Source organism: Streptomyces sp. PKU-EA00015 (genome assembly GCF_013387495.1).
Lineage (GTDB): Bacteria > Actinomycetota > Actinomycetes > Streptomycetales > Streptomycetaceae > Streptomyces.
In genome coordinates this window covers 16,847-38,255 of record NZ_JABZEE010000076.1, presented here as the reverse complement: position 1 = coordinate 38,255, position 21,409 = coordinate 16,847, and the positions used below count along the sequence as shown (strand labels likewise).

Here is a 21,409-nt window from a genome sequence, read left to right as displayed (position 1 = left end):
TCGGCGAGGACATCACCACTCGCGAGCAGGTCATTGCCGCGCCGACGACGATGAGGAGCGCGCCGACCACGGCCACCAGCACGCCTGGCGGCTGCCGGCCCGGCGAATTCTGCCGGGCTCCCGGTAGCGAGCGCCCGCGGGGTGGCCGCGCAGCCGGACTGGGAGCGCCCCCCGGCATACAACTCATGTGGCCACGGAGTTCGATGAAGGGAGTTCTTCATGTGTCACCCCTCATGGGTGCGCGCACTCACCGTCGCGCAGCGCCTGAGCGACCTGGAGCGGCTGCGTCGCGTTCGGGACCGGATCGACCGGGAGTACGCGCAGCCGCTGGACGTCGAGGCGCTCGTCCGTGGCGCGAACATGTCGGCCGGGCAGCTCAGCCGCCGGTTTCGCCTCGCCTACGGCCAGTCGCCGTACAGCTGTCTGATGGCGCGGCGCATCGAGCGCGCCATGGCGCTGCTGCGTCGTGGCGGCCTCAGCGTCACCGAGGTCTGTTTCGCGGTCGGTTGCTCGTCGCTGGGCATCTTCAGTACTCGCTTCACCGAACTGGTCGGTATGCCGCCCAGTGCCTACCGGCATCAGGCGGAGCGCGCGACGGCGGGCATGCCGTCGTCCCTCGCCCAACGGATGACAGGACCGATCAGGAATCGAGAAGCGCCGGACACCGAGCCGCAGCTAGCGTGACTGCCATGGACATTACTATTCACACGAGCTTCCTCCCGCACGACGACCCGGACGCCGCCCTGGCGTTCTACCGCGACACCCTGGGCTTCGAGGTCCGCAACGACGTCGGAACCGGCAAGATGCGCTGGATCACGGTCGGCCCAGCCGACCAGCCGGACACATCGATCCTCCTGGCTCCGCCTGCTGCCGATCCCGGCATCACCGAGGACGAGCGACGCACCATCCTCGAGATGATGGCGAAGGGCACCTACGGCTGGATCCTGCTGGCCACCAAAGACCTCGACGGCACCTTCGAGCGGCTGCAGGCCGGCGACGCCGACGTCGTCCAGGAGCCGACCGAGCAGCCCTACGGCGTACGCGACTGCGCCGTCCGCGACCCCGCGGGCAACCTGATCCGCATCCAGGAACTGCGCTGAGCCGCCCGGCGACCGCAGCCATGAATGACACGTGACACGAGGTCGAACTCAGGCGCATGTCCACGAGGGGTCAACGTTCGCCGCGCTGCCCGGCCGCGGCCGGGGACTCGCCATGGACGGCGTCCCGACACGTTGATCTCGGTGACGAGTCGGTCCCGGTCGAGGTCCCGGATCAGGACGTCGAACGTCCCCTTCGTCACCAGGGCGAACCGTCCGTCGGGCGAGGGACTGACGTGCTCGTAGCGCTCGTTGCTCGATGGCCTTGAGACGGTTCTTCAGCGCCGTCGAGTCGTCCGCGCCCCGCGGCGCCGGTGGTAGGAGACGGTGACGGCGGCGAGCAGGGGCCCCCAGAGGACCAGGGGCTGGTAGAGGACGCCGACGACAAGGTTGCCGGTGTCGGTCATGTCATCGCCACCTGGTCACGGGTACGCCCAGCCATCTGCAGAAACCTGTCGTTGGCATCCGCGTACACCAGGTCAGTGGTGAGCAGGGCCACCGCGCCCGGCAGCGCCTGGAACACCGCCTCGTAATCGATCCTGGGTTGCTGCACGACGACTTTCGTCTCCTTGCATGCCTGGGACCAGGCAATGCCGCCACAGGTTCCCCCGGCTGCAAATGCCCGACGCAGGAACTTGTCTCCGGCCGCCCGTGCACCTGTCGCGGAGCACGGGCAGCCGGCGCGGGATGCCCCCTGGGGCGAGGTGAAGCGTTCAGGGAAGCAGCTCGTCGAGAGCGGCACGGCCCTTCTCCGCAAGGCGGCGCTGAGCCCATTCCAGGTTCTTGGGCGTGATCTCACGGCCCGAGGCGAGAACCACGTCCTCTGCGGTCACCTCTCCCTCGGAGCCGGCATGGAGCTTGCTGTCGGGCGTCACTCCGCCCCAGGTGGTGTCGGCATTCATGGTGCCTCCCTGATCCGTTCCAGGCGTCCGCCGCGATATCCGTCGCAGCAGGTGCCGCCAGGCCCATACTCATGCTCGCCCGCGAGGGCCGTATGGGCCAACGGGACTGACGACCGACGGCGGCGCACACCGGGCACGGTGCGGTACCGGGAGCGTACGGCGAGGCCTGGGAGCGCTGATCGTCCTGGAGTACCGGACGTCGAAGCGGACACTCCACGGGTACAAGCACCGACCAGCAGTGCACCAGCTCCGCGAGTCGCAGCGGTCTCGTCGTTGCGCACGCCATGAAATGCCACGACCCGTGCGTCCGGATTGAGCCGGCCCTTGTGAATTTCGATGTCGCCGGTTATATAAATGACATCGAAAGAGGACCACGACGGCGGTGCGACATGAGAAGGGATGATCCAGTGCTGCTGCGTAGCGAGCCTTTCCGTGAGGTCACACAGCTCAGCGAAATACTCGACCGAGTCCATGCCTTCCTGAAGCACCGGGCACCGTACATTCCGCGGCCGCACAGCACGGAGGCGTGGACGGACGTGGAACATGACCACCGGGTCCCCGCCGGTTTCGGCAGTCCGGTGCCCGGCCTCGGATAAGACCGGGAGCGGGCTTCTCGAATAGGATCGAGAGTGGGATTCCCGTTCGTGTATCCCGAGCTCGGGAAAGCCAAGCCGCCTATAGGCGGAAGAGGGTGTGCGGCCTTCCTGTGGGAGGTGAGGACAGTGCCGACACAGGGACCCGAGAGTCACTATGCGGTGCTGGGGGTGTCGCCCAGGGCGTCGGCGGAGCAGATCACGACCGCGTTCCGAAGCCTCGTGCGGACACTGCACCCCGATGCCCGCCCCGATGATCCCCCGGGCAGCAGGGACCAGTTGGATCTTGTGCTGGCGGCGTACGACGTCCTGCGTGATCCGCAGCGGCGCGCGGCGTACGACGCGGAGCGCACCGCCACGGCGCCTCACCCTGTGCGTGAAGGACCGCTGCGCGTGGGGTCCGAGGAACCGGCGGCGTGCGCCTACCAGATGGTGGTGGTCATCGGTCCCTGGCCGCGGTCCCCGCTGCGCGGCGCCACCGTGCGGGCGGGGCCTGTCCGCGTGCAGCCGCTCTCCGGGTAGATCCCGCTCCCGTCGGTCGGGGGCTCGACCTACGGGGCGCGTGACTGTCACCGCGCTCCACAAGAGAAGCAGTCGTCGAGATCCGTGCCGAGGGAGGCCGTGATGGCGCGGGTGGTGGTGGAGGGCGGCGATCTCGTCGTCCGGCTGTCCTGGTGGGAGAAGGCTGCCGCACGCCGGCGGGAGGTGCGGGTCCCCGTCTCGGCACTGCGGTTTGTGTACATCGAGCCCGACTGGTGGCGGGCGCTGCGGGGGGAGTGCGGCACGGGCGTCTGGGTGCCCGCGCGGCTGTGCGTCGGTATCCGGCACCACCCCGCCGGGCAGGACTTCGTCTCGATCAGGACCGAGGGGCCGGTGCTGTGCGTCGAGCTGCGTCGCTGGGCGCCTTTCAGCCGCCTGGCGGTCTCCGACCCCCGCCCCGAGGAGACGGCGAACATGCTGCGCCCCCTCGTACCTCGGGATCTGCTTCGTCCCGTGCAGGCACCCGTGCGGCCGGGAGCCTTCTCACCTCAGGACCTTTGACCGGACACAGTGTCGGACCCCGGTCGACGTCGCCCGGGCCGTCGCCGGGAGTTGGAGCAGCGATCGCTGCTGTGTCCCCAACGACACCGCCATCGGGTCGTACGACCGGTGGGATGGAGGGTACTGGGGCACGCCCGCGACGGTCTCCGGGGTGTCGACGCGCGTCTCTCGGGCCAAGGTGCATCGATGGAAGCGGTTCTGTGTGGGCGACTCATCGAGGACGCTCCAGCAGGATGCCCGGATGTGTCTGCCAGCTGTCCGGTCATCTGGCTTTGGTCGAGGTGCCATGCACTTTCATGCCCGTATCTATTTACTTCGCTGCGCCAGGGTGCGTAACATCCATGAAAACCACAGGTTCGGTCACGGAAACGGATCCAAAACAACATGCACTTGGTGGAGCCGGCAGACGGCGGAGCCGTTCTGCGCACCCGCACGGCGGCTTCGTCGTTCCGTGCGGCGGCTGGTCGCCGCCTGCCGAGCCGAACGCTCCCGCAGCTACCCGAAGGGGACGAGTCCCTCGGCGCTGCCGGGCAAAAAACCAGGTCATCCCGGGTACAACGCCGTGCCCTCCCGCTGACCCGACGCACCTCAACGGACACCCCGTCCCCACAACCTCTTGTAGGAGGGCCACCCATGCCTCAGCGCACAGTCGTCATCGGTTCGCGCTCCGGACTGCACGCCCGCCCGGCGTCCCTCTTCGTCCAGGCCGCAACCCGACAGCCGGTCAAGGTGACCGTGGGCCGGGAGGGACAGCCTCCGGTCGACGCGCGCAGCCTGCTCTCCGTGCTCGCCCTCGGAGCCGAGCACGGTGACCTTCTCGTCCTGGCCGCAGAAGGCGACGGCGCCGACGCCGCGATCGACGAGCTGGCCGCGCTCGTCGGCTCCGACCTCGACGCCAAGGAGCAGCAGTGACCCGACCGGCCGGCGTGAAGCCCGTGCTGATGCGCGGCATCCGTGTCGGAGGCGGCACCGCCTGTGGACCGGTCTCCCGCATGGCGCCTCCGCCCGCCCTGCCCGAACCGCGCCGGATCGAGTCGGCCGACGCTCCCGCAGAGGCCGCCGCGGCCCGCGCCGCCCTGGCCGATGTCGCGGCCGACCTGGAGCGGCGCGCCGCGGCCGTGGCCGGTGAGGCGGCCGGTGTCCTGTCCGCGCAGGCGATGATGGCGTCGGACCCGTCCCTCGCCGACAGTGTGGAGTCGCTGGTTCGCGAAGGCCGCGACGCGGCGCATGCGCTGGACGCGGCGTTCCAGGGGTTCCGCACCTCGCTGCTGGCGGCCGGCGGCTATTTCGCCGAACGCGCTGCCGACCTTGACGACCTGCGCAACCGTGCGGTGGCACGAGTCCTCGGGCTGCCCATGCCGGGTCTGCCCGACCCCGGCCATCCTCACGTCCTGGTCGCCGACGACCTCGCGCCTGCCGATACCGCCCTCCTCGACCCGGCGCAGGTTCTCGCCCTCGTCACCGAGCAGGGTGGGCCGACCAGCCACACAGCCATCCTGGCGAAGATCCTCGGGCTGCCCGCCGTTGTCGGCTGCGCAGATGCCGCCGCGCTCACGGACGGACGGCCGGTGCTGGTGGACGGCGCGGCCGGGACTGTGGTGGCCGACCCGGAGCCGGACGCTGTTGCCGAGGCGATCGCGCGAGAGGAACACCGCCGGCGCAACGCGGCACGTGTCAGCGGGCCGGGCCGCATGGCGGACGGTCATGCGGTGAAGCTGTTGGTGAACCTGGGCGCCCTCTCCGAACTCCCGGCGGCCGCGGAGGCCGACAGCGAGGGCGTAGGGCTCTTCCGTACGGAGTTCCTCTACCTGGACCGCGCCCAGGCGCCCACCGCGGAGGAACAGACCCTCGCCTACCGCAAGGTCTTCGAAGCGTTCGCCGGGCGCCGTGTCGTCGTACGCACCCTGGACGCAGGAGCCGACAAGCCGTTGCCGTTCGTCACCGCTCCCGACGAGCCCAACCCGGCGCTGGGCGTCCGCGGACTGCGCACCGCGCGTCGCGATCCCCAGCTGCTGGCGGCGCAGCTGGCCGCCATCGCCGCGGCGGCCGAGGACACCACGGCCGACGTATGGGTCATGGCGCCCATGGTCTCCCTGCCGGCCGAAGCGGCGGAATTCACCACCCTGGCCAGGTCGCATGGACTGCGCACGGCCGGCGCCATGGTGGAGGTGCCCGCGGCAGCCCTGCGCGCCCGGACCCTTGCGCGGAGCTGCGACTTCTTCAGCATCGGCACCAACGACCTGGCCCAGTACGCCTTCGCTGCCGACCGCATGCTCGGCAGTCTGGCCGAGTTCCTCGACCCGTGGCAGCCCGCCCTGCTCGACCTGGTGCGCAGCACTGCCGAGGCCGGTGCCGCGAACGGCCGTCCCGTCGGGGTGTGCGGGGAGGCGGCGTCCGATCCGCTGCTGGCTTTGGTCCTGGTCGGACTCGGCGTCACCAGCCTGTCGGCTGCCCCCGGCTGCCTGGCCGACGTCCGCGCGGCGCTGGCGGCCCACAGCCTCGACGAGTGCCGTCGCCTTGCCTCGATCGCCCTCGAGGCAGCAGACGCACAGGAGGCGTGCGCAGCGGTGCGGGCGTCCGTCTCCGCCGCTCATGGCACGGCGCGAGTCCGCCGTTCCAGCCGTGCGTGGTGATCGGTCCTCGTCGTGTCAGGGAGCGGGCTGCCACACGAGGACCGTGGCGGCATCGATGCGGCTGGAGCGGTAGGGCGCGGTGGCCCTCGGTGCCCTCCCCGACGGGGAGGGTGTGAGCTGGGTCGCCAGGTCCGGTCCTGGGTTGTCCGGGCGCGGCACGGTGTCTGTGTCCGGACGGCCGGGGTCCGTGAGCTACGGGAGTGTGGCTCCCGCTTCCGGCGGCCGTGTGCACCACGGGGGCTGTGTCGGCGCGGTTCCACGGAGGTCGGGCGCGCCCATGGGCGCATCCGAAAACCGAAACGGGACAGCGGCGCGGCGAGGTCGGGCCTGCGGGCGATGGTCTGATCAATCGACATACGATTCGAGCGTCCCGCGACGCCGGATATCGAGCGTTGCGCAGTGGAATGATCCGCCGAACGGCGCGTAGTGCATCAGGTCGCACGGGATCGGCTCGAACCCCCACTTTTCCAGCGCCCGCAGCATATTGGTGTGGTGGCGCTCGGCGATCACCCGTTTTTCGTCGATCATGAGAACGTTCATGCTGAGCCATTTGCCGCACATCGAGGTCACCTTGAGCATGCGCTCGTCGATCCGGTCGGGCTCCGGAGCGATCAGGATGTCCCACGAGCTCAGGACGTCGGGCAGACGGTCGACGTCGATGTATTCAGGATTGACGAGTGCTTTGCCGGGCGAGAGCAGCGAGAGCGTCGTGTCGATGTGCATGGGCGTGCGGCAGCGGCTCTCGATCTCGTGGACCCGATACCCGGGTCCGAGATGCCGCCGCAGCCAGTCGATGCCCATGCGGTTGGTGACATTGCTCCGCGTGACGAACAGGTCGCGTCCCGCGCGCACGAAATCCGCCGCGTCGAACACCGGCTCGAACTCGGTGAGGATGTAGCGCATGGGCTCGCCGACCTCGGGGATACGGAAATCCGCCTCGAACAGTGCGTCGGTGAGCTGCGGCTTCGGTGCCGATGTCCAGCGCGCGCCGCGCCGGAAGTAGTCCTTGAGGATTCCGCGATACGAGTGGGTCTCGAAGTACCGGCACGGCCATGCCATCGGAGTCTCGATGATCTCGTCGCCGATCACGAGCATGCTGTCACGCGGACAGGTGTTGCAGAAACCGCGCGACGTCCAGTCGGGGGTGCCGAAGCGTTGCCTGTAGTCGACCGCGTCCGGGCGCCTGACCGTGACGCCGAGCGACTGAAGGAGGCTGACGAACTGGTCGAGCTCCTGCTGCGCCCGCTCGATCAGCATGCGCGGATATTTGAAGCCGGCGGCAAGCCCCTGCAACCGCGCCGCCCACGGTGGGATGTTGCAGCCCACGACCGGATGCTTGGAGGGAATCGTCGCGCCGTCGAGACGCCCGACGATGATCTCCTCCAGCGGATCCCACTCGTTGTGTGAATTGACCGGCGAAACGAAAGGTTCCGCAGGGGCAGATGCCGTGGCTGATGGCGCCGTCATCACGTGTGGTCCACGGTCGGTGTATGGGCATTGTCGTATGCCGCCGTCAGAATTCCGGGCCTGCGCACTACCGCCATGCTCAACCGCTTTCACTCACGGAAGTCGGTAGCTCACTATATCCAACTTCCTTGTTCAGAAGCGTGTCCCGCGGCTGGATGGGACCGATCGGGCGATCCCTGCAACCAGCACGCTGAGGACTCTCCCGCAACGATCGTTCCAGCGTGCTCGTGCCGTTTTCCTCACCTTTCACGCAAGCACGGGGGTTGTGCAGGTGGCCGATGCCGAGGACGGCTTGGCAGACGCAGTCACCTTGCAAGTGGCAGTCACGCATCATGCCGCGCGACCGCCCATCAGCCAGGACAAGCGGAAGTCAGCAGCCGTTTGATGCCGGCATCGGATGTAGCGGAACGGCTCCGGCATCCGGTCCACCGGGGGGACCGGTTCCTCAGCCGTACTGGCTGAAGAGCGCCTGGAGATACTCCTCCAGGCGCCGGGTGAGAACGGCCGGTGTCAGGTCGACTCGGCCGAGTTCCCGCCACGGCGCGGCGACCTTCTCCGCGTCCGGGGCGAAGGCGAGGGCGTCCAGCAGCCGCCAGTACAGGTGGTCGGCCGGATCGCCGCCGAGCGTGCCGCCGGCCGCGAGTTGCCAGGCCTGTGTCCTGACGGACACCGTCGTCTTGCTTTCCGGTGCATCTGACGGGCTGCTGATGGGCTGTATAGGCTCCGGACCCCGAACACGACCATGACGAGCAAGGCCCAGCATCCGGTCATCCTGGGGACGGAACCCCGTTCCGGCCTCGACGCCGGGGCTGATCACCGCCCTCGGAAAACGTGCGTGCGTACCGGATCTCGGCCGTGCCAGGATGGCGTCGGGAAGCGAGGTCTCGTGGACGAGTTGACGCGATTCCGCCTGGCGCTGGTCGCGTGGGCGGGCGGCGGAGCGGGGGCGGATGCGGCCGCCGCGGTGGCGCGGGAGCTGGCCGGCGGTGTGCGGACGATCGTGCTCGTCGAGGGGAGCAGTGATCAGATCGCGCTCGAAGCGCTGGCCACGCGCTACGGCCGCGACCTCGGCGCGGAGGGCGTCGCGGCAGTACCGCTCGGAGGTGCGACGAACATCGGGCGCTTCCTGGACGTGTGCGGTCCTGCGGGGCTCGACCTCCCGCTGGCCGGCCTCTGCGACATCGGCGAGGAGCGCCATTTCCGGCGCCATCTGGAGCGGGTCGGGCTCGGGTCCGGTCTCACGCACGCCGGACTGGAGACACTCGGGTTCCATGTGTGCGTCGCCGACCTGGAGGACGAGCTGATCCGCGCTCTCGGGGCCGAGGCCGTGCAGCAGGTGATCGAGGCCCAGGGCGAGATGCGCCCCTTCCAGACCTTCCAGGGTCAGCCGGCACAGCGGGAACGGCCCGTGGAGCACCAACTGCGGCGCTTCATGGGCACCCACAGCGGTCGCAAGGCGCTCTACGCGCAGGCGCTGATCACGCACCTGGACCTCGAGCGCGTTCCCCGGCCGCTGGAGCGCCTTCTCACGCGCGTCTGACATGGCCGACGCCGACCCCGGCTCGAGGCGCCACCCCACCGCGCTGGAACCGCATTTCGCCGAAAGGAGGCGATCCGGAAACACGTACTGACGCAGCCCGTCAGGCGTACGTAGACGGGGCACGTTGGTGCCGAGGCGCGGAACCCCAGGTCTGGAAGCGTTCCGGCGGCCGAGCACGCGGCCGAAGCCGGAACGCTTATACGGCACAATGGCGTTGGCGCGCACGTCTCGCTTGCCTTTCTTGCGCCGTCGACAGCTGCGCCGTATGCCAGCCCGTCGACCAGCGCTATTCATCACACCAGGAGCACCGTTGACCTCCAGACCGACCCCACGCACAGCTGAGACGATTCCGCCTCGCCAGCAGCCTCCGGTGGCGCCATTGCCCGACTTCCGGCGCGTCTTCGTCGAACCCGTCTACAGCACCCGGGTCGCCGCGGAAGCCGTTGACGAGGAGTGGCAGGAAGAATGACGGCAGCCGACCGCCAGCGGTGACGCGGTGGCTCCTATGCGGTTTGCCTGACTGGTCAATCCGCCGCTGCAAGACGAACCTCGCCGTGCATGCCATCGCCCCGGCACCGCTGCTCGTTCCCACCTGGAAGATCCTCATGGACTGGGGAGTTCTGCTCCTTCACCTGCCCGACGACATCTGAGGGACGGGGCGAGGAGCAGCAGGGGAGCGCCGAGCCGCCCGCCGGCTCCTGACCGATTCCTTCTCGATTGCCTTCGCTGTCGGCAGCGGCAAGTTCTCCAGGTCGGGGCAGATCAGCGGAGGCGGAGGGGAGTCGCCGGCTCCGCGTGCCGAACGACCGGCCTCCCGAACGTCGGTGTCCGTGCTACGCCGTAGCACGGAGATTCGTAGCACAGACAGCAGACTGGCCCGCACAGCGCGCCCGTAATGCCCGACCCCACCCTCTCCGCACCGTCGGCGCGATCACCTGGGCCTCTTCGCTCAAGCCGCCACCCGTTCAACGGCCCAGTGCCAACCGTGCCACCCGCGGCCAGTCGGCCGTCGCCCCGTCCGCTCGCGATGTACCGGGGCGGCGGCGCGGCACGCGAACCCGGAGTGCCCCGGGCGCGCTGCGGCACACGACGGGGGAGGGCAGAACGACGTGTTCTCCGTCGATGCCGACCGGGAGGGTGTCGGTGTCGGCTTCGATGACGACTTCTCCGGCGTTCAGCCGGATGAGTCCCCCGGAGCGCGGACCGCGTACCATGCGCGCCGCCTGAGCGGTGTTGGCGACCCGCACGCACACCACACCGAGGAGTCCCGAGTCCAGCCGCTTCCTGCGCCCCGGATGGGCCGCGTCGACGGCACGCCCGTAGGGATTGTTGCTGACGAGCAGCGCCTGAAGCCCATCGACGTACGTCTGGTCGGCCCGTGTTCGCAGCCTGGGCGCGTCCTCGCCGGTGAGGAGGCCGGGGAGGCTTCGCAGGGTCGTGCGGGTTTTGGCGTCCCGGTACGCGGGGTCGGTGACGACGGACGCATACGTTCCGAACGAGGCGTTGTTGACGAAGACCCGGTCCGCGGCGTACCCGAGGTCGATGCTTAGTTCGACGCCATCGGTCAGGGCTTCCAGCGCCGCAGCCGGATCGTCGCGGTCCAGGCCGAGATCGAGGGCGAAGTGGTTGCGGGTACCGGCGGGAATCACCACGAACGGCAGGTCGTGGCGCGCTGCGACCTCGGCCACCAGCGCCTGGGTGCCGTCGCCGCCCGCCACCGCCAGCAGATCGGCTCCCTCGGCGACGGCCTGCCGGGCCAGCCCGGCGACATCCTGGCCCGCGTCGAGCAGGGCCACCCGGCAGCCCGCCGTCCGGGCCTTGTCCACCAGGTCGAAACGGCCCACCTTGCCGCCGCCGGAGCGCGGATTCATCAGGACCCAGGGGGCCTTGGGCGCTTCGGCGACTGCCTTTTCGGAGGCGGTGTGAGCGGGTGTCAGTGCCGTGCGTGCCGCCGTGACGGCCAGCAGCCACAGGCCCAGGGACAGCAAGGCCGGCCCCAGCATGCCGAACGTGGCATACAGGGCGAGCACAGCGACCGGCGCGGTCACCGACAGGGCCGTCCCGAGGGCACGGAGTACTCCGGTGTGCGCCAAAGTCCACCACACACCGACGGCGGCGAGCGCCAGTCCGGCGATGCCGGCCAGCGCCCACAGCATGCTGTGCAGACCGGCGGCGACGAGCGGCACCAGGACGCTGCCCAGCAGGGCGAGCACGGCGAGGCGGGCCCGTCCGGCGCTGTCCTCGCGCCGCACCGTTGCGGTCCCTGCCTCGCCCGATGCTCTCGTGGTCCCGCCACCGCCGTGTGGTCCCACCTGTCGGCCTTTCTCTTCCGCTTCACACCTTGTGCGGTGGGCGCTCCTCGGACAGTGGGCGCTCCCCGGACAGGTCGAAGAGGTTGTCGCGCTGGACCACGCACAGGGCCCAGATGATGAAGCCCGAGAGAGCGATCATCACGACCGACCAGACCGGGTAGTACGGCAGGGAAAGGAAGTTGGCGAGGATGACGAGTCCGGCGATGGCCACGCCGGCGACACGCGCCCACATCGAGACCTTGAGCAGTCCGATGCTGACGATCACGGCGAGCGCGCCCAGAACGAGGTGGATCCAGCCCCAGCTGGTCAGGTCGAACTCGAACACGTAGTTGCGCGTCGTGACGAAGATGTCGTCCTCGGCGATGGCCATGATGCCCCGGAAGACGTCGAGCACGCCGACGAGGAAGAGCATCACGGCCGCGAAGGTCGTCAGACCGGTTGCCCATCCCTGCTTCGCCGTGTGTGCCGGCCTGGTGTGTGTCGCGGTCATCTTGCGCCTCGATTCGTGGTGTCGGGAAGCTCAGCGACCGGAGGTGCCGGTGGCGGAGCCCGAGTGCCCGGCCGGAGCGTGGCCGGTCAGGACCAGTTCCTTCGCCTTGCGGAACTCCTCGTCCGTGATGTCGCCGCGGGCGCGGATCTCGGACAGCCTGGCGAGCTCGTCGACGCTGTTGGGCCGGCCGCCGGCCGCGGTCTCCCTGATGTAGGCGTTGAGCTCCTCCTGCTGCGCACGCGCCTGCGCCACCTCTCGGCGGCCCATGTTCTTGCCGCGGGCGATCACGTAGACGAACACGCCCAGGAAGGGCAGGACGATGCAGAACACCAGCCAGCCGGCCTTCGCCCAGCCGCTCAGTACGTCGTCACGGAAGATGTCGGCGATGATGCGGAAGAGCAGGATGAACCACATGATCCACAGGAAGAACCAGAGCATGGTCCAGAAGGCACCCAGCAGCGGAAAGTCGTATGCCAGGTAGGTCTGCGCGCTCATGTCCGTCCTCCGCTCATGTCCGTCCTCCGTTCCGGGCGTTCGCCCGGCAGCGGTTCTTCAACCGTCTTCAGAGTGCCCACGGGCGTCACCGGGCGGCCTCACCCGGCGCGGGTGAGTGTGCGCGCCCTGCGCGGTCGCCACCGGTCGAAGCGTTCCCCCCGTCGGGTCGGGCGGTCTCCCCGTGGCTGCGAGGTGCTGTGGCTGTCCGGTACCAGGAGGTGGAGACGAGCGTCACCGCCACGCCCACGGCTCCGGCGGTGTCCGTGTCGTGCCGGTTGCGGAGAAGACCTGACGCACCTTGTCGAGGGCGTGGCCGCGCACGCCCAGGACCGGCCGGAGGGAGTCCGCCATGAGGTCCTGCACCGAGCCGGGGGCGAACGCCGCGACGGTCATCAGCGGAGTGCGGTGAGGAACGACTGCACGGTCGGCTGACGGTCGGCTGCACGGAGCCCTCCACGACGTTGAGCGCCGACAGGCGGGTCAGCAGGCAGGCCGTGGCCCCGGACCGCAGGCTCGCCGCGATTCGCCAGGCTTTGCGCCTGCCGGACGCCGGCCCGGGGACGGGCTTGCCGAGGTGAGTCATGGGGCCGCCCGGTCGGCCGCCCGGTCGGCCGGTCCGGCGGCGGCCGCGAGGATCGCCAGGACGATCAGGATGGCCACGGCGACGCCGAGAACGAGCGCAACCGCTCCGACCGTGGGGTGGTTCCAGAGCAGCAGCGCCAATGCTCCGGCCGCGATGACGCCACCAGTGGTCCATGCCCGGTGCTCCGCCAGCCAGTGTCCTGTGGACCCGGTGCCCACTCCGAGGCCGCGCAGCCCCTGGCCGGCGGCCGTCGTGCCCCGTTCCGCCGTGGCACGGACGGCGCGGGCGGGACGTCCGGGACCGTACAGGTACGCGACCAGTGCCGTGATCACCGCCACGACCAGCAGGGTGCGCGTGCTGTCGCGCAGGAACCGGACGAACGTGTCGTAGATCGCCGCGGCCGCGTCGGCGGGCAGCGCAGCGGGTGGCACCGAGTCCAGATAGACCCGTCTGACGACGGCCAGCGCGACGAGCAGCACCACCATCATCACGCCGACACCTGTCGCGGTGATCATCAGCATCACCCGGTGTGCCGGAGCGGTCCACACGGCGAGCGCGGCGAGCACGACGGTCAGGACGGGCAGCCAGGTGCCGAGGACGTCCAGCAGCCGCATCGCGTCCTGCGCCTTGCCCAGTTGCTCGGTCTCGAACAGGGTGATCGTCCGGTCGGTGTCCGGGATGGCGGAGGCCTTCTCGAAGCCCGCGTCGACGAGCCGCTCCCGTACCTGGTCGACGACCTCTCCCACGTCCAGTTGGACGGTGTCGCCCTCGGCACGCAGGGCACCCTCGCGGTCACCGGTGAGCATGTTCACCACCGCGGCGTGCGACCGCCGGTTGGCGCCCTCCCACACCTGCTGGAAGGCGTCGCTGGTGATCACGCGGGTGACGATGCGGTCCACGACGGTCCTGACCGCGTTGCGCAGCGGAGCCTCGAGGGCCTCGGCCCCCTCCACGACGCGGGGCGGTGCCCCGGCGTCCTGGAGGGCCTTGGTGAGCGAGTCCGTCACCGCCGCGACGTCCACGTTGTCCACCACGCGGTCCGTGAGCCGGTTGATCACGGCGTCCTGCACGGGTGGCTCGGACGCCAGCGGCGCGACGGTCTGCACGTACCGGTCGGTGTCGGAGACCGTGTCCTGGACCCAGGCCGCGACGACGGCCAGAGGGGCGAGCAGCAACGCCAGCAGGAGGAGGACGGAGGCGCCGACCTGGCGTACGCGCCGGTGGCGCACCGCCGCGTGACGGCGCAGTCGCTCGTATTCCGCTCGCTCGTCGGCGGTCATGACGTGTTTTTGGTGCGAGGTTCCGCCGGAGTCCGGCGAATCCGGGGTCGCGGCCGGGTTCATGGGTGCTCCTTTCCGTGTGTGCGCCGCCCCGGCCGCAAAGGCCGCCGGTCAGGATGACTGTGGTCGGGCGACCGCCCGGGCCCGGTGCGTTTGCCGCGCGCGCCGGAGTGGCGGGTGCGGTGTCAGGGTGTCTCGTCGGGGGCCTGCGGCCCGGTGGGGTGCGTCTTTCGGAGCGCGGCCCGCCACGCGAGGGCGACCGCCGCCTCGCCCAGGCCGAGCAGGACGAGCCACAGGCCGAGCAGCCGGGTCAGGGCGCGGGCAGACTCGGTCGGCAGCGCGAGCACCACGATCCCTGCGACGATGCCGAGCACCGCGGCGCCCAGCACGACGCCACGGTGTGGCAGGTCCTCGGTGGCAAGGGCCGTGTAGAGGGTGAGGATGCCGGACAGGACCCAGACGACCCCGACGATCAGTGAGAGCGCGGCGATCGTCTGCAGCGGGTTCCGCAGGCACAGCACGCCGGCCAGGACGTACAGCACGGCCAGGAGCAGCCCCGGGAGCCGTTCGTGCCCCGCGCGTGCGAAGACGCCCACGAACCGGAATGCCCCGGTCACCAGCAGGTTCAGGCCGATGAGGACAGCGACGATGTGCAAAGTCGCCTCCGGCCAGACCAGTACCAGGACGCCTGGCACCAGGGTGGCGAGGGCCGCGGCCAGGAGCCAGGTCCATGAACGGCCGAGCCGCGCCAGTGCCTGCGCGGAGTCTCCCATCGGACCTGGGGGCGCCCCGTCGGGCTCGTCTTCCTGTCCGGTACGCGATGCCGGACCACGCGGCATGGTCATGGCTCCTCCTCGCGTGATCGAGCGGTCGCTTCCGGACCGCCGACGGGGCGGTGCATGAGGGGCGGTGTGCGAAGACCTGACCGCTCCAGGGTCACGCCTGTCACCGGGTGCCGGGTCACCCACCACGGGTGATCCGGCGACGACCCCCTCGCGGTGAAGTGGGAGTCTCCCGGCGCCCGGCCCATCGGCCTTCCGGCCGGAGGGAGCGAAGAGACACGAGATGAGCGACCCGAGCACTGCCCGGACGGACCACATCCGGTCCGGGCCGGACGCGCACCGGCGCCGCCGGCGGCTCCGCCCCCGCCGGTGGGCGGCGGTACTCACCGTCGCCCGCGCCGTGCTCATCGCCGCCGGCCTCGTCACCGCCTACTACCTGCTGCCCCTGGGCGAGCGCGGTACGGCTGGTGCGTCGGCGCTGCTGGTATGCGGCCTGGTGGCGGTGCTGCTGGTGTTCTTGTGGGAGGTGCGGGTCATCGTGCGCTCGCCCCACCCGCGCCTGAAGGCCGTCGAGGCCCTGGCCGCCACGCTGGTGCTGTTCCTGGTCCTCTTCGCCGGCGCCTATTACCTGCTGGGCCGCTCCGCCCCGGGCTCCTTCAGCGAGCCGCTGACCAGGACGGACGCCTTGTACTTCACTCTGACCACGTTCAGCACCATCGGCTACGGGGACATCACGGCACGCACCCAGACCGGGCGCGTGCTGACGATGCTGCAGATGACGGGAGGGCTGTTGCTCGTGGGCGTCGCCGCACGGGTGCTGGCGAGCGCGGTCGAGGCGGGGCTGCGCCGGCAGCGCCGAGAGCCGTCGGCTCAGCCGCGTTCCGGCACCGACGCCGGGACGCCGGACCGGGAGGCCGGACCATGACCGTACCCAGCGCTTTCACGGCGTCCCTGTCACCGGCCGAGCGAGCGGCGTGCGGCAGGAACGCGCGCAGGCGGGCGTCGCGTTCGTGCCACGGCTGGTACGAGACGGCCCAGCGGCGACCCGACCCGATCCAGCTGATAGAGCGTCAGTCAGCCGATCGAGTACCCGAGTTGGTGCCGATCCGCTATGGCCGCATGCTCGAGTCGCCGTTCCGCTTCTACCGCGGCGCGGCCGCGATCATGGCGGCGGATCTGGCACCTCTCCCCAACACCGGGCTGCAGGTGCAGCTCTGCGGCGACGCCCACCCGCTGAACTTCCGGCTGCTCGCCTCGCCGGAGCGCCGTCTCGTCTTCGACATCAACGACTTCGACGAGACCTTGCCCGGACCGTTCGAATGGGACGTCAAGCGGCTCGCGGCCGGTTTCGTGACGGCGGGCCGGGCCAACGGCTTCTCGCTCAAGGAGCAGAACGGCACCGTGCTGGCCTGCGCGAGAGCCTACCGGGAGCGGATGCGAGAGTTCGCCGGCATGCGCACCCTGGACATCTGGTACGCCCAGGACGACGCCGACCGGCTGCGGGAACTGCTGGCCTCGTCGATGGACAGGGAGGACAGGCGCCGTACCGCCAAGGCCACGGCGCGGGCCCGCACGCGCACTCATCTCCGGGCCTTCGAGAGGCTCACCCGTGTCACGGCCGAGGGCCGGCGCATCGCACCGGACCCACCGCTGATCACCCCGCTCGCTCAGTTGGCGGCCGACCCGTCCGAGGCCGGGCGGGAGAAGGAGCTCCAGACCCTTCTGGACGGGTACGCACAAACCCTCCCGTCCGAACGCCGGCACCTGTTGCGCCACTACCGCCTGGTGGACATGGCCCGGAAGGTCGTGGGCGTCGGCAGTGTCGGTACGCGCTGCTGGGTGCTTCTCCTGCTCGGCAGGGACGACGACGACCCCCTGCTGCTACAGGCCAAGGAGGCCCAGGAATCGGTGCTGGCCACACACACGGGCGGCGAACGCTACGACAACCAGGGCCGCCGGGTGGTGGCCGGACAGCGCCTGATGCAGACAGCCGGCGACATCTTCCTCGGGTGGACTCACATCGTGGGCCTCGACGGGCAGGGCCGGGATTTCTACGTGCGCCAACTGTGGGACTGGAAGGGCATCGCACAGCCGGAGACCATGGGGCCGGGGCTGCTCTCCCTCTTCGGCCGGCTGTGCGGGGCGTCCCTGGCACGGGCCCACGCCCGCTCGGGCGATCCCATCGCCCTCACCGCCTACCTGGGCGGCAGTGACCGCTTCGACCGCGCGCTTGCCGAGTTCGCCCAGTCCTATGCCGACCAGAACGAGCGGGACTACGAGGCCCTGGAAGCCGCCTGCCGCTCCGGCCGGATCAGAGCTCAGCGGCTCTGAGGCCCTTGCCCGGTCACCACGCGAGGTCGCCCGGGGTCAACGAGGAGTCCGGGGGGCGTGTGCCCCACGGCTGGGCGGCGGCACCGCGTCCCCGGGGTTCTCCGGGCACGGACACCGTCATCGGGACATGTGCACGGTTTACCGTCCAGCGGGCCGGTCGTTGCTCATGGCACTCCGCGCGATCCTGTGTCGCACACCGCCCGGTCCCGTCAATCCGGCAGCTGCCGCATCTCCACGACCCGCAGTCCCAGTGACTGGCAGCGTGCCAGCAGCCCGTACAGGTGCGCTTCGTCCACGACAGGGCCGAACAGGACGGTCTGGCCGGACATCACGACGTGGCCCAGCTCCGGGAAGGCTTTGGCCAGCGTTTCCGACAGGTGTCCCTCGATTCGGATCTCGTAGCGCACGAGCTGTCCTTCCATGGACTGCCTTGGACAGGCGGACGGCGCCTTTCCCTGCGATCGTCCGCCACCATGCTCCTTGGGACCTCACCCGGTACAGGTGACCGTCGCCCGGTGATCGGACGCCACGGATCAGTGCGTCAGAACGATCTTGAAGGTGATGATCAGTGGGCCGAGCAGCAGGTTGACCGATGCGGTGGCGGCTATGAGCCGCGGTGAAGCACCGGCGTGGCGTGCCGCGGCCACGGACCAGCCCACCTGCCCGGCCACGGCGACGGCGAGAGCCGGCCAGAGGGCACCTCGCACGTCCAGGCCCAGGAGCGGGTTGACTGCCACTGCGGCGGCCGGCGGGACGGCGGCCTTGACGATCGGCCACTCGTCACGGCACACGTGCAGCACGACCCGGTGGTCCGGAGCCTGTTGCGCCAGGCGCGCGCCGAACCCGAAGTGCGTGCCCCGCTCACCGACGCGCGTTCACAGCAGCCGGAGGTCGCGAGCGCGGCGCACCGCGTCGCTGCGCCGGTTCACCGCCAGCTTCCGGTACACGCTTTTCAGGTGGGTCTTCACCGTGTTCACCGACACGTAGAGGTCGGCGGCGATCTCCTCCGTCGACATCATCCGGGCCAGCCGCTCCAGGACGTCGCGCTCGCGTCCGCTGAGCTCCACCGCGACGAGCGGCGAGGGCGGCGATTCCGGCCGCGGGTGCTCACCCCGTCGTGGCGAGCCGGGCGTGAGCCAGCCCGCGGCCAGCTCGTCCAGCGGAGCCGTGGCCAGGAGAGGCCCGATCCACGCTCCGGCATCGAGGAACGGACGCCGTAGCCGCTCGCGCCGGGCGTCGAGGAGCGCCTGCGCCACGAGCCTGCGGGCGGTGGCGGTGTCTCCCTCGCCCTGCGCGGCCCGAGCCCTCACCAGCGCCACCCCCACGGTCACCGCCGGACCCGTCCGGCCGTCGGGGCGAATGCTGTCGAGCAGGTCGATGGCCGCCTTGGGACGCCCTGCGGCGAGCTGGATCGCCGCTGCCTCCGCGACACACGCCGACTGGTCGCCGGACACGCCCTGGAGCACCTCGGCGGCTCTGTCGGGCCGTCCTTCGGCCAGGTGGGCGGCGGAGGTGACGAGCGTTTCGTGGCTTGTCGCCCAGGGTGACGCCTCGGCGGCGGAGACGGCCGGGCCCGCCGCCTCGACGGCGGCTCGTGCCTTACCCCTGACCAGCAGCAGACGAGCTGTGGCGAGGGATCGTACCGCCACCAGCACCGGATCGCGCGTTCCCGACGAGAGCTGGGCCGTCTCGTCGAGGAGGGCTTGCGCCCGGCCCAGTTCATGGCGGTCGACGGCCACGGCGGCCAGGACCAGCCGTCCGATGCCGGAGCCGGACGGCTGGGGCACTCCCATCCGCTCCGCCTCGGAAACGGCCGCCAGAGCCTTGCGCTCCGCCCGGCCGAGCCAGCCGTTCAGATAGTCGAGCAGGGCCAGGTGCCCCATCGACTCCTCCCGGGGCAGCACGGTGGAGGCTCCGCCGGGAGTGCCGGCCACGGTGGTCAGGACGGCGCGGGCGTCCTCGAAACGCCCGGCCCACAGGCGCGCCGATCCCAGATGCGTCAGCAGGAGAGCGGTGAGTTCGGGATGCTTGTCCAAGAGGTGCGCCGGGACTTCCTGTCGCAGTTCATCGGCCGCTTCGGCGGCCTTTTCGACCCGTGGGGGACATCCGGTCAGCCGGGCGGCCAGTGCTTCGAGCAGCGCACAGCTCAGCTGGGCGGCAGCCAGGTCGGGCGAGTCCTCGGCCAGACCCTCCTCGGCGTGGCGCAGTCGTGCCAGCCCACGATCGAGGTCGTACCGGGACAGGTCACGGGCGGCGCGCACGAGGTCCGTCGCGGGGCTCCTGGCCTCGGGTCCCATGCGGGAGAACAACTCGGCCAGGTCGCTCGAGCGCAGGCCGGTGAAGAGCTGTCCGATCGCCAGGTCGTCGACGAGGGCACCGGCGGCGAAATCCCAGTCGCCCGCGGCGGCCCCGTGGACAAGCGCCTCCGGCAGGAAACCTGAACTGCGCAGCCACCGCGCGGCCCGCCTGTGGAGTTCCGGCTCCAGCCCGGGCAGGCGCTCGCGCAGATGGGCTCGGAGTATTTCCCCGAACAGCGGGTGGAGTTGGTACCACGAGTGCCCCAGGTGCTCGACGAACGCGTTGTCGCGGCACAGCCCGGCAAGGAGGGGCTCGGCATCGGTCCGGAGGGTCAGTGCGTTGGCCAGATCCGGACAGAAACGCTCCAGGACGCTGACGCGCAGCAGGAGGTCCTGTGTCTCCTCCGTCCGACCCTTGAGGACCTCGGCCAGCAGGAAGTCCGCGACCGGACTGCGGGCCGCCTCGAATTCCTTCAGGTAGAGCTCCGGGTCGGCGCTGTCCCGCGCGGCCAGGACGAACAGGCGCAGACCGGCGGCCCAGCCCCGGGTGCGGTCCACCAGGGCCCGCGCGGCGTGGACCGGAAGGCTCAGTCCGTGCAGCTCCAGCAGTGCGGCGGTCTCCTCCGGGGTGAAAGCCAACTCGGCGGCGCGGATCTCCGTCAGCTCGCCGACCGCCCGGTAACGGTGCAGCGGAAGCAGCGGTTCGGTGCGGGTGACGAGGACGAGATGCAGCCCCCGCCCGGCGTGGTGCAGGACGAATTCCAGCTGCTCCGCGACCTCCGGCGCGGTCACGCGGTCGTATTCGTCGAGCACGAGGACCACGGGCCGGTCGCGGTCGTTCAGCTCGGCGGCGAGCGCGGCCAGCAGCCTGCGGTCCACCCCGGTCGCGTCCGCGGGGGGCGCCACCGCGTCGGATGCCAGTGCACCGCAGGCCCGCAAGGACTGGAGGACGTACGCCCAGAACACCCCGGGCTGCCGGTCCTCCGCCTCGGCGGTGAGCCAGGCGACCGGCCGGCGCAGGCCGGCGGCCCAGTCGGCGGCCATCAGGGTCTTACCGGCTCCGGCCGGGCCGTTGAGCAGTGTCAACGGCGTCCGGAGAGCCTGGTCGAGATGGTCGACGAGCCGCTGCCGCCGCAGGAACGTGGCGGGTCTCGCGGGAAGGGCGAACCGGGTACGCAGAAACGGGTCTCCCAGGGGATCGGCATAGGGAACGGCCGGAACGGTCGGTCCTTGGGCGCTGTCGTAGGTCTCTGCCACGGCGCTCACCACCGCTGTCCGTCAAGGTCATGTCATGGGTAGCGCACCCTCCAGCATCCCAGCCTCCCTGGCCAGGCGCGCGGCGCACCAGGCCAATGGCCCCTTCACCAGCCCGTATGTCCAGTGGCAGGGGCACGGCTCCCGGGGTGCCTGCCCGCATGCGCCGCGTCGGCGTGGGGCGCAAGCTGTGAGTGGTGGTGGCACCACCCGGCCACGCGTGTCTCCTGCCCTCCGCGGCGCGTGTCCTCCGCGGCGCGCTGCCGCATCGCCCGACCCGTAACTGGCGGGCCGGGGCACCAGGGGCGTCGA

21 protein-coding genes and 3 pseudogenes are annotated in these 21,409 nt (G+C 70.5%); 10 read left to right on the top strand and 14 right to left on the bottom strand.

Annotated features, from left to right (window positions below):
* Positions 1–219: 219 nt before the first annotated feature.
* Both HW130_RS32765 and HW130_RS32760 read left to right on the top strand, forming a co-directional pair.
* Complete coding sequence (locus HW130_RS32765) at positions 220–684, top strand: helix-turn-helix transcriptional regulator (protein WP_177153410.1); 465 nt, start codon at positions 220–222, stop codon at positions 682–684.
* 5 nt (positions 685–689) lie between these two features.
* Positions 690–1,100, top strand: a complete 411-nt coding sequence (locus HW130_RS32760; protein WP_177153409.1) for a VOC family protein — start codon at positions 690–692, stop codon at positions 1,098–1,100.
* A 275-nt stretch (positions 1,101–1,375) separates the two neighbouring features.
* Here the strand turns inward: HW130_RS32760 and HW130_RS36460 are convergent, their stop codons facing one another.
* From HW130_RS36460 to HW130_RS32750, 3 genes and pseudogenes are all read right to left on the bottom strand, one after another.
* Positions 1,376–1,504: a hypothetical protein gene (locus HW130_RS36460; RefSeq protein ID WP_256356489.1), complete on the bottom strand. Its 129-nt coding sequence runs from the start codon at positions 1,502–1,504 to the stop codon at positions 1,376–1,378.
* A gap of 8 nt (positions 1,505–1,512) precedes the next feature.
* Positions 1,513–1,650 (bottom strand): annotated as a pseudogene (locus HW130_RS32755) (protein phosphatase); the annotation flags it as partial.
* A gap of 160 nt (positions 1,651–1,810) precedes the next feature.
* Complete coding sequence (locus HW130_RS32750) at positions 1,811–1,999, bottom strand: hypothetical protein (RefSeq protein WP_177153408.1); 189 nt, start codon at positions 1,997–1,999, stop codon at positions 1,811–1,813.
* Between the two features lie 722 nt (positions 2,000–2,721).
* Between HW130_RS32750 and HW130_RS32745 the strand changes: the two genes are divergently transcribed.
* The 4 genes from HW130_RS32745 (at position 2,722) to ptsP (ending at position 6,266) form a co-directional block, all read left to right on the top strand.
* Complete coding sequence (locus HW130_RS32745) at positions 2,722–3,114, top strand: J domain-containing protein (protein ID WP_177153407.1); 393 nt, start codon at positions 2,722–2,724, stop codon at positions 3,112–3,114.
* A 102-nt stretch (positions 3,115–3,216) separates the two neighbouring features.
* Positions 3,217–3,633 (top strand): hypothetical protein, encoded by a 417-nt coding sequence (locus tag HW130_RS32740; protein ID WP_177153406.1) that lies wholly within the window; start codon positions 3,217–3,219, stop codon positions 3,631–3,633.
* A 633-nt stretch (positions 3,634–4,266) separates the two neighbouring features.
* Positions 4,267–4,545 carry an HPr family phosphocarrier protein gene (locus HW130_RS32735; protein WP_177153405.1) on the top strand — a complete coding sequence of 93 codons (279 nt, stop codon included), beginning with the start codon at positions 4,267–4,269 and terminating at the stop codon, positions 4,543–4,545.
* A gap of 29 nt (positions 4,546–4,574) precedes the next feature.
* A complete protein-coding gene (gene ptsP, locus HW130_RS32730) occupies positions 4,575–6,266 on the top strand; it encodes a phosphoenolpyruvate--protein phosphotransferase (protein ID WP_177153414.1) in 1,692 nt (563 codons plus the stop codon).
* A 345-nt stretch (positions 6,267–6,611) separates the two neighbouring features.
* Here ptsP and HW130_RS32725 read toward each other — a convergent pair whose 3' ends face one another.
* Positions 6,612–7,733, bottom strand: coding sequence for an amidinotransferase (locus tag HW130_RS32725; protein WP_177153413.1), 1,122 nt, complete (start codon positions 7,731–7,733; stop codon positions 6,612–6,614).
* 445 nt (positions 7,734–8,178) lie between these two features.
* A pseudogene (locus tag HW130_RS32720) lies at positions 8,179–8,376 on the bottom strand (aminoglycoside phosphotransferase family protein); the annotation flags it as partial.
* A gap of 243 nt (positions 8,377–8,619) precedes the next feature.
* Between HW130_RS32720 and HW130_RS32715 the strand changes: the two are divergent.
* Both HW130_RS32715 and HW130_RS32710 read left to right on the top strand, forming a co-directional pair.
* Positions 8,620–9,273 carry a TOPRIM nucleotidyl transferase/hydrolase domain-containing protein gene (locus HW130_RS32715; RefSeq protein ID WP_177153404.1) on the top strand — a complete coding sequence of 218 codons (654 nt, stop codon included), beginning with the start codon at positions 8,620–8,622 and terminating at the stop codon, positions 9,271–9,273.
* A 512-nt stretch (positions 9,274–9,785) separates the two neighbouring features.
* Positions 9,786–9,923, top strand: a complete 138-nt coding sequence (locus HW130_RS32710) for a hypothetical protein (protein ID WP_177153403.1) — start codon at positions 9,786–9,788, stop codon at positions 9,921–9,923.
* Between the two features lie 315 nt (positions 9,924–10,238).
* Here the strand turns inward: HW130_RS32710 and HW130_RS32705 are convergent, their stop codons facing one another.
* The 6 genes from HW130_RS32705 to HW130_RS32680 all read right to left on the bottom strand — a co-directional run bounded on the left by HW130_RS32705 (position 10,239) and on the right by HW130_RS32680 (position 15,278).
* The gene (locus tag HW130_RS32705) at positions 10,239–11,525 is read right to left on the bottom strand and encodes a diacylglycerol kinase family protein (protein ID WP_177153402.1); all 1,287 of its coding nucleotides are present in this window, start codon (positions 11,523–11,525) and stop codon (positions 10,239–10,241) included.
* Between the two features lie 82 nt (positions 11,526–11,607).
* Entirely contained in the window at positions 11,608–12,075 is a 468-nt protein-coding gene (locus HW130_RS32700; protein ID WP_177153401.1) for a hypothetical protein, read from the bottom strand.
* Between the two features lie 30 nt (positions 12,076–12,105).
* Positions 12,106–12,570, bottom strand: a complete 465-nt coding sequence (locus HW130_RS32695; protein ID WP_177153400.1) for an SHOCT domain-containing protein — start codon at positions 12,568–12,570, stop codon at positions 12,106–12,108.
* Between the two features lie 231 nt (positions 12,571–12,801).
* A complete protein-coding gene (locus tag HW130_RS32690; RefSeq protein ID WP_177153399.1) occupies positions 12,802–12,963 on the bottom strand; it encodes a hypothetical protein in 162 nt (53 codons plus the stop codon).
* 186 nt (positions 12,964–13,149) lie between these two features.
* A complete protein-coding gene (locus HW130_RS32685; RefSeq protein WP_177153398.1) occupies positions 13,150–14,496 on the bottom strand; it encodes a hypothetical protein in 1,347 nt (448 codons plus the stop codon).
* 122 nt (positions 14,497–14,618) lie between these two features.
* Entirely contained in the window at positions 14,619–15,278 is a 660-nt protein-coding gene (locus tag HW130_RS32680) for an HdeD family acid-resistance protein (RefSeq protein ID WP_177153397.1), read from the bottom strand.
* A gap of 220 nt (positions 15,279–15,498) precedes the next feature.
* On the opposite strand from HW130_RS32680, the gene HW130_RS32675 reads away from it, so the two are divergent.
* Both HW130_RS32675 and HW130_RS32670 read left to right on the top strand, forming a co-directional pair.
* Positions 15,499–16,140 carry a potassium channel family protein gene (locus tag HW130_RS32675; protein WP_177153396.1) on the top strand — a complete coding sequence of 214 codons (642 nt, stop codon included), beginning with the start codon at positions 15,499–15,501 and terminating at the stop codon, positions 16,138–16,140.
* Complete coding sequence (locus HW130_RS32670; protein WP_177153395.1) at positions 16,137–17,546, top strand: DUF2252 domain-containing protein; 1,410 nt, start codon at positions 16,137–16,139, stop codon at positions 17,544–17,546. The genes HW130_RS32675 and HW130_RS32670 overlap by 4 nt, the downstream gene beginning before the upstream one ends.
* Positions 17,547–17,755: 209 nt before the next feature.
* On the opposite strand, the gene HW130_RS32665 is transcribed toward HW130_RS32670, so the two are convergent.
* The 3 genes and pseudogenes from HW130_RS32665 to HW130_RS32655 all read right to left on the bottom strand — a co-directional run bounded on the left by HW130_RS32665 (position 17,756) and on the right by HW130_RS32655 (position 21,100).
* Positions 17,756–17,953, bottom strand: coding sequence for a hypothetical protein (locus tag HW130_RS32665; protein WP_009307498.1), 198 nt, complete (start codon positions 17,951–17,953; stop codon positions 17,756–17,758).
* A gap of 126 nt (positions 17,954–18,079) precedes the next feature.
* A pseudogene (locus HW130_RS32660) lies at positions 18,080–18,388 on the bottom strand (hypothetical protein); the annotation flags it as partial.
* A 33-nt stretch (positions 18,389–18,421) separates the two neighbouring features.
* Positions 18,422–21,100: a LuxR C-terminal-related transcriptional regulator gene (locus HW130_RS32655; RefSeq protein ID WP_177153394.1), complete on the bottom strand. Its 2,679-nt coding sequence runs from the start codon at positions 21,098–21,100 to the stop codon at positions 18,422–18,424.
* Positions 21,101–21,409: the final 309 nt, after the last annotated feature.

What these genes read in the sequence shown, in the direction of transcription:
- HW130_RS32735 (WP_177153405.1), top strand. Translation starts at nt 4,267, where the DNA reads ATGCCTCAGCGCACAGTCGTCATCGGTTCGCGCTCCGGACTGCACGCC.
- HW130_RS32695 (WP_177153400.1), bottom strand. Translation starts at nt 12,570, where the DNA reads ATGAGCGCGCAGACCTACCTGGCATACGACTTTCCGCTGCTGGGTGCC.
- HW130_RS32670 (WP_177153395.1), top strand. Translation starts at nt 16,137, where the DNA reads ATGACCGTACCCAGCGCTTTCACGGCGTCCCTGTCACCGGCCGAGCGA.
- ptsP (WP_177153414.1), top strand. Translation starts at nt 4,575, where the DNA reads ATGCGCGGCATCCGTGTCGGAGGCGGCACCGCCTGTGGACCGGTCTCC.
- HW130_RS32700 (WP_177153401.1), bottom strand. Translation starts at nt 12,075, where the DNA reads ATGACCGCGACACACACCAGGCCGGCACACACGGCGAAGCAGGGATGG.
- HW130_RS32680 (WP_177153397.1), bottom strand. Translation starts at nt 15,278, where the DNA reads ATGACCATGCCGCGTGGTCCGGCATCGCGTACCGGACAGGAAGACGAG.
- HW130_RS32685 (WP_177153398.1), bottom strand. Translation starts at nt 14,496, where the DNA reads ATGAACCCGGCCGCGACCCCGGATTCGCCGGACTCCGGCGGAACCTCG.
- HW130_RS32760 (WP_177153409.1), top strand. Translation starts at nt 690, where the DNA reads ATGGACATTACTATTCACACGAGCTTCCTCCCGCACGACGACCCGGAC.
- HW130_RS32750 (WP_177153408.1), bottom strand. Translation starts at nt 1,999, where the DNA reads ATGAATGCCGACACCACCTGGGGCGGAGTGACGCCCGACAGCAAGCTC.
- HW130_RS36460 (WP_256356489.1), bottom strand. Translation starts at nt 1,504, where the DNA reads ATGACCGACACCGGCAACCTTGTCGTCGGCGTCCTCTACCAGCCCCTG.
- HW130_RS32725 (WP_177153413.1), bottom strand. Translation starts at nt 7,733, where the DNA reads ATGACGGCGCCATCAGCCACGGCATCTGCCCCTGCGGAACCTTTCGTT.
- HW130_RS32675 (WP_177153396.1), top strand. Translation starts at nt 15,499, where the DNA reads ATGAGCGACCCGAGCACTGCCCGGACGGACCACATCCGGTCCGGGCCG.
- HW130_RS32740 (WP_177153406.1), top strand. Translation starts at nt 3,217, where the DNA reads ATGGCGCGGGTGGTGGTGGAGGGCGGCGATCTCGTCGTCCGGCTGTCC.
- HW130_RS32765 (WP_177153410.1), top strand. Translation starts at nt 220, where the DNA reads ATGTGTCACCCCTCATGGGTGCGCGCACTCACCGTCGCGCAGCGCCTG.
- HW130_RS32690 (WP_177153399.1), bottom strand. Translation starts at nt 12,963, where the DNA reads ATGACCGTCGCGGCGTTCGCCCCCGGCTCGGTGCAGGACCTCATGGCG.